Raw genomic sequence first — 7,250 nt, 5'->3', positions numbered from 1 at the left:
CGAGACACTGACCGTGCTGCGCCTGGACCTACCGCCCACACTGGCCCGATCGATGCGCTCCACGAACATGATCGAGTCGATGATCTCCATCTGCCGCCAGCACTCGACCAACGTCAAGCGCTGGCGCGACGGGCAGATGGCGCTGCGCTGGTGCGCCGCCGGGATGATCGAGGCAGGCAAGCAATTCCGCCGCGTCAACGGCCACCTGCACCTGCCGGCGCTACGCACCGCCCTCGAGCAGGCCACCGCTGCAACTGTCGTACCCGCCGCGCATGATGGGCCCGTCAGCAACGCCGCCTAGTTGATCAACGGGCCGCTACCGAAGTTCCACGGAACTCGGGACATCCTCCGAGTCCCCTCCAGGTGGCCTCCAGGTGTCGGCGTCCTCGGTCCAGGTCGGCGTGGTGTGCAGCAGCCGCAATGCCGTGTTCGAGATTGTGGCGTCGAAGCGCCTCGACGGGGTCCTCCTCGGGCTCTCGGCGTGGCCGGTCCCCTCGCAGGTCTGCGCCGCCGGAGCAGCGCCGAGGTGCCTGGAAGCGACGACGTCGCAACCGGATCGTTTGCCCGGTCTCTCGCCAAGAGAGCACCCACCCCTACGGCTGCACCGACCGCGGCCGTAGCCGTGTGCGCATGTACCGGGTCGCCCCTCGGACACCGAGTTGAACCCCCACGGCTTCTGAGCCGGCGGTGATTTTCCTGCCTCTGATTGTCGGCACGTCCGCTGGATGCCTGAAGGGCGGCCTCGGCCGGCTGGCCTTGGTTGTCGGACGCCCGTTGGTCGTCCCCTCAAAGGACAGGGACCAACTGGACCGGGGGCAGTCCCACGCAATCGCCGAGGGTCCGCATGCCTTCGGTGGTCGCGGACGGCTGATCCCCGTGCGTCGCCATCCGCGCGGCAACTCGACAGGGCGCCGGAGTTCCCGGGGGTGATCGTCTGCCGGGGGGAACCCCCTCAGGCGGCCCGCCGGCCGCCCCCAGGTACTACTCGGGTCCTCATCGGTCGCGGGGGCCGGGGTCACTCCGGCCAGGCGGAGTTCTTGATCACCTCGACGAAGTCACCGCGGACGAAGCCGGGAACGTAGTGAGCGAGCACGTCCGCCTTGACGTTGCCGAACGTGGTCTCCGGGCGGTCTGCGATGCCTTCGGTGAAGGCGGCCAGGATCCGATTCTTGAAATCCGGTCGGGGATGGGCGGCCACCACGGCCGCGCGCTGATCGTCGGAAACCGTGTGGTAGCCGATGCCCAGCACGTCCAGCTCCACTCCCCGGGTCAGCAGGGCGATCTCGGCGGCCATGTGCAGCGGGATCTCCGGCGTCGTGTGCAGGGCGATCGCCGTCCAGACCCGGTCGGCGTCCTCGCCGGTGATGCCGTAGGCGTGCAGGAACCGCCGCGCCTCGTCGGCACTGTCGATCTCGAAGCGCTGGTCGGTGCGACGGAACCGCTCGGTCAGCCCCAGGTCGTGGAACATCGCCGCCGGGTGCAGCAGCTCCGGGTCGAACCGTAGCCCCTGCTCGTTCCCGCGCAGCGTCCCCCAGAGGAACACCCGGCGGGAGTGGTCGAACAGCAGCGGTGAGGCTGCCTCACGGACCAGTTCTGTCGCCTCCCGCGCCAACTCGCTGTCCGGGATGAGCACGCCCGCGATCGACTCGCTCATGACCTGTTCTCCTTCGTCTCGGCGGTGTGACTTCCAGGGTCGACGAGCGCTCATCGAGGCGCCATGTCCGACTGGCGAGCCGCGGCTGCACCACGTCGTTGCGGAGGCGGCGGTCGGATAGCAGGCCTTGTTCCGGGTAGGGGCACGAGATGACAGCACAGATCCCCTCTGCCCCCGCACCGCCCGCAGACGGCGAGATGCTCGCCGTCGGGCACGAGGGTTCGGTGGTGGCGGTCGCCATGCTGGCGGGCAAGCTGCACGCCTTCGACGACACCTGCCCGCACGCCGGCTGCTCTCTCGCAGAGGGCGAGCTGGACGGACAGACCGTCGTCTGTCCCTGTCACATGGCCACCTTCGACGTGACGACCGGCGAGGTCGTGGACGGCCCGGCGCCGTCCGGGGTCGCCACCTGGTCGGTCGCGATCGCCGATGGGGCGCTCGTTCTCAGCGAGCCTCAGAACCCCGAGCGGGACGGAAACGCCCCGGCGGGTCGCGCGGACGGTGATCCCGCGGCTGCGGGTCCGGACATGGACATCACCGTCCTCGTCGAGCTCGAACATGACGCCATGCGCCGCCAGTTCGAGGCCATCGACGCGCTGACCGACGCAGAAGAGCTGACGAAGGCGTGGGCGACCCTGACCGAACTCCTCGAGATCCACGCGAGCGGCGAGGAGTCGATGCTGTATCCGAAGCTGGCACGAGCCGCCGACGAGGGAGCCGAGGAGGCCCACCACGCCGTCCGGGAGCACAACGAGATACGTGACAGCGTTCGTGCGGTGCAGCAGCACGCTGCCGGCAGCGAGGACTGGTGGCAAGCCCTGCGCACTGCCCGCGAAGTCAACGAGGAGCACCTGCAGGAGGAGGAACGCGACGCCCTTCCTCTGTTCCGGGAGAGCACCGACCGGGCACGCCGGGAGCAACTCGGTCGGGAATGGGTTGCCTTCCACGAGCAGCACCAGCACGCGCGGGGACTCAGCGGAGAGGACGTCGACCCCGATGACGTGGTCCACTAGCCCTCCACTAGCCCGGATCTTTCGTCCGTCCGGCGTTGATCATGGGCAGCGGACTTGGTGGCCGTTGGGCGGTGAGTCTTTCACCAGGGTGTGACAATTCCACCGAGTGTCGCCTCGAGTGGGCGCCGGTTCCACGTCCGGGCGGTGCGGGGTCGTCGGGGCGGTCGGTGCTGGCGGTCAGCCGGGGATGTGCACCGGTCCGGCGGGCAGCGCTCGTAGCCGGAGGACGGCCTAGTGGACGGCGGCCCAGGGATGGTGATCGGCCAGGTGCAGCAGTCGCCGGCGGCCGGTGCGGGCCAGCGTGGCCGGGACGGTGAACAGCCTGGTTCGTAGCCGTTTGGGTTCCCACCGTCGGGCCGCAGAGCCGGTGAGGGCGAGCATCTGCATCCAGGCGGTGAGCTCACAGGCCAGCGCGACGAGGGCGCACCAGATCTGGTTCTGGGCGAAGTCGTGCAGGTTGCGCAGCCCGGTGTCCTTCGCGCAACGAATCCGGTCCTCCGCGCGGGCCCGGCGGCGGTGCCGCAGCTCCAGATCGGGCAGCTGCCCGCGGGGAGTGTTGGTGGCGAAGGCGGTGACTCGCAGCCCGTCGACGTCGGTGATCCGCAGCTGCGCCCCGGGGGGCGGTCGCTCTTTGCGGGCGATGACCCGCATGCCCGGCGGCCAGCCCGAGAGGTCCAGCAGCCCGGTCAACTCCGCCACCCACGCGCCCTCGCGGATCTGGTTGTTCGCGTCGTAGGCCGGTGTCCACACATCGGCGGGGATCTTCGTCAGCTCGGCGGTGTTGGCGGGCAGCGAGGACCCCGGGCGTCCTGATCGGCGGGGCGTCCACTGGTCACATGTCACCCTGTCGCAGCCGTGTGCGTATGCACCGTGTCCCCCCTCGGACACACAAGAGCCCCACGGTCGATGGCCGGCGGGGCTCTGTCGTTGTCGCCGCAATGTCCGTCCCGTGATGGAGACGGCAGGCTCGCTGCTGCCGAGCTGACGGCACTGCGCCAGCTGCTGTCGGCGACTGCATCCGGCGTCGGTCCGGGTTCGGTGGCCATCCCCGCAGACAGACCTGCTCGAACAGCGAAGGGCGCCCCGTTCCGACTCAGCGGTACGAGGCGCCCTTCATCCGTTCAGCGCTGTCAGGCGATGGAGCGCACGTTGGACCGATCGGCGACCGGCTGCTCCTTCGCCCCGGCCTCGGTGTCGACGATGGCACGCAGGAAAAGTCCACCCTGCAGCTTGACCAGCCGCGACGTCAACGTCGCGAGGTACCGAACGCCGACCCGCGGGTCGAGCAGGGTGCGCGGCGAGAGGTCCAGCGCCGCTTGCTTGACCTTGGTCGCGAGCTCAGCGGAGCTGGGCTGGTGAAGCCAGGCGGGACCGGAGGCGCCCTGCGGACCCTGCACGCCGGGCAGACCGACCGGGCCGGCCTGGCCGGCCTGGCCCTGCACGCCCTGCGGCCCCTGCAGGCCGCGAACGCCCGACTCGCCCTGCTCACCGAGCTCGCCCTGCGCGCCCTGTAGACCGCGCAGGCCCTTCTCGCCCGTCTCCCCGATCACGCCACGCTGGCCCTGGGCCCCCCGGAGGCCCTTCTCGCCCAGCGGCCCCTGCCCACCGGGCAGACCCCGCTCGCCGGCGGGACCCTGCTGGCCCTGCTTGCCGCGCAACCCGGGCTGGCCCTGCGGACCATCCTCGCCGGGCCGACCGGTCGAGCCGGGCAGGCCCTGCTCGCCCTGGGGGCCGGTCTTGCCCTCGGATCCCTGCGGTCCCTTCTCGCCCTGCAGGCCGAGCGGTCCCTTCGGACCACGCTCACCAACCGGGCCGACAGGACCGGTCGGGCCGCTGTCGCCCTGCTTGCCGACAGTACCGACCGGGCCCCGGGCGCCCTTCTCTCCGGGCTCGCCTGCCGCGCCGACCGGACCCTGAGGCCCCCTGTCACCGGGCTCGCCGAGGGTGCCGACCGGGCCGGCCGGGCCCTTGAGTCCTCGGTCGCCCTCCTCGACGGTCACGTCGACGGGAACGGCGACGGTCTCAGTGCGTGTGGCGGTCTTTGACTGTGCCATGTGGACCTGGCCTCTCATGGATGGCGGGCAGCGTCGCTGGATCAGCTACCTGTGGTGGGAATCGTCTCGGCCTCTGCGAGGACCGATCGACACCGCAAAGCCGGTATCGAGCGTGCATTGGCCCGGAGACCAACACGCCCTGGATGCCCACTGCTAGCCGAAGCAAGCGCTGCGCTAGCAGTGAGGCTGGCCACAGCCCCGCCGTCGGACCGTGTCCGTCCACCCGCCGTTGGCCTGCACCACTGGCGAGACCTGCCTCACGGCCGCTGCAGCCGGATTCGTTGGGCTACGTACCAAGTCGTCCCCCGGACACAACGTCGGCACATGGCCGAGCGGGCTCCCACTGTGCCGGTGACCCGTTTGCTGCCTCTCCGCAGGCAGCAGGTGAGCACGTCACGCTGAGACGATTTCAACCTCGTACGCCGCGAGCTGTCCGTCAGCCGTCACGATCGGCACGTCCAAGAGTTGGGCTTGCGCGACCAGTAGGCGGTCGAAGGGGTCGCTGTGATGCTCGGGCAGGTCGGCTACCCGAAGGGCGTGCACATGCTCGATCGGCAGCGGTGTCACACCTGACCGACGCATCCGCTCAGGGACGTACTCCGCTGGCGGCTCCGGTAGCGGCAGCTTGCCGAGTCGGTACTTGACGGCGATCTCCCAGCTGCTCACCGCTGAGAGCAGCAACGTGTTGGTCCGGTCGGCGAGCAGCGCGCCCACCTCGTCGCGCAGCCGTTCGGGTGTCGTCTGCAACCACAGCCAGACATGGGTGTCCAGCAGGTAACGAGTCACCGGGTGAAAGCACCCAGGACCTCAGCCGGCAGAGCCGCGTCGAAATCCTCGGGAACGACGAAGCGGCCGCGGTCCGTGCCGAACCTCCGAACCGCTCGGGTGCCCGCAGGAACCAGACGCGCCACCGGTTCGCCGTTGCGCAGGATTTCCACCTCCTGCCCCGCGTCCACCAGCCGCAACAGCTTCGATAGTTGCGTCTTCGCCTCGTGTACACCGACACTAGCCGCTAGCTTAGTCATGGACTTAGTCTAGCGGCGACTCGCGCGGGGGCGCCCCTTGCCCGGTGCTGCCGTTGCCGAGACATCCGCGGCGACGACGTCCATTGCGGACGACGCAGCAAAACGACCAGAACGCAGGCAGCGAGTGGCGTCAGTTCGGCGTTCGAGCAGCATTGGCTCGGTCGGTAGGTCCCCGTCGCAGCGGACCCAGCCGCCAGTAGGCTGGCCACGCCATCTGGTCGAAGGGAGCACCGGCGCATGCTGGTGGTGCACGCTCTGTGGTCGCCCGGTCGTGGACCGCTGATCTGGGGTCTGGATGGTGACCGGCCCGTCAAGAGCGGCAGCCAGGCAGTCCGGTCGACGCGTGCGCATCCGTTCGCCGCGGACACGGCGGCCCTGGCCGAAGTCCACGTCGGCAAGCCGGTGACCGCAACCCTGCTGCTGCCGTCGCTGCGGATGGCTCCGCTGGACCCTCCGGAACTTGTGCGCACCACCCCACGTCCCGCCCCGCAGCGGCCGCCCGCGCTGTTGCCGTGGGTGGTGCCCGCGCTCCTGGTGGATCCGGCCGAGCTCACCGACGAACGCCCCCAGGTCCGGTACGGAGCCTCCGTCGCGCACCTTCGGGCCATGGCGGCCTTCGCCGACGACCTCGCCGCCCGCGGCCGGGTCCTGCCGTCCCTCCTCTTCGTTGCAGGCGAACCTGCGGCGCGCTGGCGGCCGATCGTGACCGGTCCGGACGCCGTGACCATGCACGGGCTCGTCGCGGCGATGCCGCCGGTGGCCCGCGCCGAGCAGGACGGCCGCGGGGGAACTGCCGGGCAGGACCCGGCCGGCCTGGTGACCGACGCCCTCGACGTTCTCGTCGACCGGGCCGTACGCGTGGCCCGCGCCCGGTCGGCTGCCTCCCTCGACCTGCTCCCACCACGCCGCGGCCGTCGTCCCCGCCACCTGCCCCCGGCCGAGGGGTGGTTGTCCGCCCTGACCGCCGGTGATGGCCGATTCCCCGCCGATCAATCCGTCGACGAGTCTGGCATCGCCGAACTGGCCGAGGCGCTGGCCGGCTGGGATGCGGTCGGGGTCGAACCCACCGGTCCGGCCCGGGCCCTCTTCCGCCTGACCGAACCGCCACCTGCGCCCGTGGACTCCACTGGGCACGACGAGGTGGCATGGCGGCTGGAGTTCCTTCTCCAGTCGACCACCGATCCGAGCCTGCAGGTGAGCGCCCACCAGGTCTGGTCGGCCCCGGCGGGGCTGGAGCGCTGGATCGAGCGGCCCCAGGAACTGCTGCTCGGCGAGCTGGGCAGAGCCAGCACGGTCTACCCGGACATGGCTTCCGCGCTGCGCTCATCCCAGCCATCCGGATGGAACTTGGACGTTGACGCCGCCCACCGCTTCCTGACCACGGGTGCGGCGCTGCTGGACGCCGCGGGCTTAGAGCTTGGAAGGGAATTACATCAGTGTAATTCGTCGTCGATGGTTCGCGGTGTGATCGTGTAGTTCCACTCTGGGTGGAACGGATCGCCGT

Annotated in this window: 6 protein-coding genes and 2 pseudogenes; 3 read left to right on the top strand and 5 right to left on the bottom strand. The window is 70.3% G+C overall.

The annotated features are described in order from the left end of the window. A pseudogene (locus BLW04_RS24155) lies at positions 1–301 on the top strand (IS256 family transposase); the annotation flags it as partial. Between the two features lie 714 nt (positions 302–1,015). Here BLW04_RS24155 and BLW04_RS24150 read toward each other — a convergent pair. Beyond that, complete coding sequence (locus tag BLW04_RS24150; protein ID WP_091548060.1) at positions 1,016–1,654, bottom strand: HD domain-containing protein; 639 nt, start codon at positions 1,652–1,654, stop codon at positions 1,016–1,018. Positions 1,655–1,803: 149 nt separating this feature from the next. Here BLW04_RS24150 and BLW04_RS24145 point away from each other — a divergent pair, with 149 nt between their 5' ends. After that, the gene (locus tag BLW04_RS24145) at positions 1,804–2,667 is read left to right on the top strand and encodes a Rieske 2Fe-2S domain-containing protein (protein ID WP_091548058.1); all 864 of its coding nucleotides are present in this window, start codon (positions 1,804–1,806) and stop codon (positions 2,665–2,667) included. 231 nt (positions 2,668–2,898) lie between these two features. Here the strand turns inward: BLW04_RS24145 and BLW04_RS24140 are convergent. From BLW04_RS24140 to BLW04_RS24125, 4 genes and pseudogenes are all read right to left on the bottom strand, one after another. Next, positions 2,899–3,447, bottom strand: a pseudogene (locus BLW04_RS24140) (transposase); the annotation flags it as partial. Positions 3,448–3,797: 350 nt separating this feature from the next. Next, the gene (locus BLW04_RS29400) at positions 3,798–4,721 is read right to left on the bottom strand and encodes a collagen-like domain-containing protein (RefSeq protein WP_091548056.1); all 924 of its coding nucleotides are present in this window, start codon (positions 4,719–4,721) and stop codon (positions 3,798–3,800) included. 393 nt (positions 4,722–5,114) lie between these two features. Continuing rightward, complete coding sequence (locus tag BLW04_RS24130; RefSeq protein ID WP_091548054.1) at positions 5,115–5,507, bottom strand: type II toxin-antitoxin system VapC family toxin; 393 nt, start codon at positions 5,505–5,507, stop codon at positions 5,115–5,117. Then, entirely contained in the window at positions 5,504–5,746 is a 243-nt protein-coding gene (locus BLW04_RS24125) for a type II toxin-antitoxin system Phd/YefM family antitoxin (RefSeq protein WP_091548051.1), read from the bottom strand. The genes BLW04_RS24130 and BLW04_RS24125 overlap by 4 nt, the downstream gene beginning before the upstream one ends. 237 nt (positions 5,747–5,983) lie before the next feature. Between BLW04_RS24125 and BLW04_RS24120 the strand changes: the two genes are divergently transcribed. After that, the gene (locus BLW04_RS24120; RefSeq protein ID WP_175484270.1) at positions 5,984–7,222 is read left to right on the top strand and encodes a hypothetical protein; all 1,239 of its coding nucleotides are present in this window, start codon (positions 5,984–5,986) and stop codon (positions 7,220–7,222) included. Positions 7,223–7,250 lie beyond the last annotated feature (28 nt).

The organism is Modestobacter sp. DSM 44400 (genome assembly GCF_900107175.1).
In the GTDB taxonomy this organism is placed as follows: domain Bacteria; phylum Actinomycetota; class Actinomycetes; order Mycobacteriales; family Geodermatophilaceae; genus Modestobacter.
Note: the sequence above shows the minus strand (reverse complement) of the source record. Positions and strands in the feature narration are given on the sequence as shown.